Source organism: Streptomyces sp. NPDC060031 (genome assembly GCF_042736805.1).
Taxonomy (GTDB): Bacteria; Actinomycetota; Actinomycetes; order Streptomycetales; family Streptomycetaceae; genus Streptomyces.
Map to the genome: position 1 here is coordinate 1 of NZ_JBHWVM010000209.1, position 1,526 is coordinate 1,526.

Annotated in this window: 1 protein-coding gene; it reads right to left on the reverse strand. The window is 64.5% G+C overall.

Annotated features, from left to right (window positions below):
* Window positions 1-217, reverse strand: a 217-nt coding sequence (locus tag ACFWB8_RS37065; RefSeq protein WP_385237732.1) for a hypothetical protein, incomplete at its 3' end; no start/stop codon positions are given.
* Between the last annotated feature and the right edge of the window lie 1,309 nt (window positions 218-1,526).

Genomic DNA, 1,526 nt, shown 5'->3' on the forward strand with positions numbered 1-1,526 from the left:
GGCTGGGGGGCGGGCCTGCTACCGCCGGAACAGAAGAGGACGCGGCAGGCGCCGGCGCCTGAAGCGGAGCCTGCGAGGCATCCTGCTGTCCGATCAGATAGACCGCGGCAAGAATCCCGGCACCAACCAGGAGCGACGCACCCAGCTTCGGGTTCTTGTACGCCCAGTACACGGCGACGCCCGCGAGGGACATCGCGACGATCGTGAACAGGGTCATCGGCCCGTCACCCCGTACGTGACACCCTGCGCTCGCCTGTCGAACGGAGCCGGAATGAATGTCGCACAAGCTTCGTAATGCGCCATTTGTCGCGTGAGCCCGCTCGACGGCAGGCCGTCGCGGAGCTTAGGCTCGGGAACGTCTTTGATGGTTCTTCTCCTTGTACTTGAGATCCAACTCGGTCGGGCGAGGGCTGTCGGACTACACAGGCGGTCCCCTGTTGGCGCAGGGGACCGCTGTTTTTTTGCCTCCAGGTGTTCGAGGGCTGTCGGACTACACGGCGACCGGAAACCCGTTGGCGCGGTCGGCGTCGAACTCGTCCTCGAAGGGCCTCGTTCGGACTCCGGTGCTGCCGGTCAGGGAGAAGCCTACGCAGCGCGAGCGGAGCCGCCACAATGCCAACGGAATCACGCACACGCATAAAAGCGCCTAAGTGGCCCTGACCTGCTGCTTCATGTCGGATGCTCAGCTCACGAGGTTGGTGACAGGCACTTCATGTAGGGGGGTCATGAGGCCGCCAGCAGATCGAAAGTCCTCACATGAACCCTTCGGTGACGCGCACCACGTGACCGAGGGTCACTGGACGGATACTTCCGCTGACCGGCCCTGTCGACGAACATCGAGCAGTCGAACTTCGGGTCCGTCTCTAGGACGTTGAGCAGGTCGTTCGGCCGGTCTAAGCGCTGGTGAACGGGCCGCGGAGGACACCCTCGAAACTCACCTGGCAGGGGACGCCGCCTGAGATACATCTTCGCCCCTGGAGCGAAACGGCTGCGGTCCGATTTCCGGTACCTCAGGTACTGGACCTGCTTCGCGAAGAACATCTCCGAGTTCTTCTTGCAGCACTAGACCTTGTCCTCGATCTCAGTGCCGAAGTCGGCGCCGGCGAGGAGGACGACGGCAAGCTCTGAGTCGCTACCGACCGGTCGCGGGCGGCCGTCGTTGACATCAGATCCGGGCAGCCAGTTGTGGCCTATTGGAACGTTAGGCCGAGCGTCGGGGGCGACGTCGGGCCCGGGCACGGGCAGGGGAGCAAGCTAAGCGATCAGATATCTGATCGGTCCGCCGTGCCGGTCGGTCGCTGCGCTGGGCGTGTCCTGCGGGGCGCAGATTCCGGCAGCGAGTTGTGGGTCATTGGGCCCAGTTTCGCGGTCGGCCGGGCGGCGGCTTGCGACAGCTCTTGCGCCATCTCCTGCGGCATCTGCTGCGGCATCTGTTGCGACTTCTGCTGCCCTTACCGGATTCCGGCCGACCCCGTCTGTGCAGGTCACCACGCGTGGTGGGGGTGTCCGTTTTCGCTGACATCCCC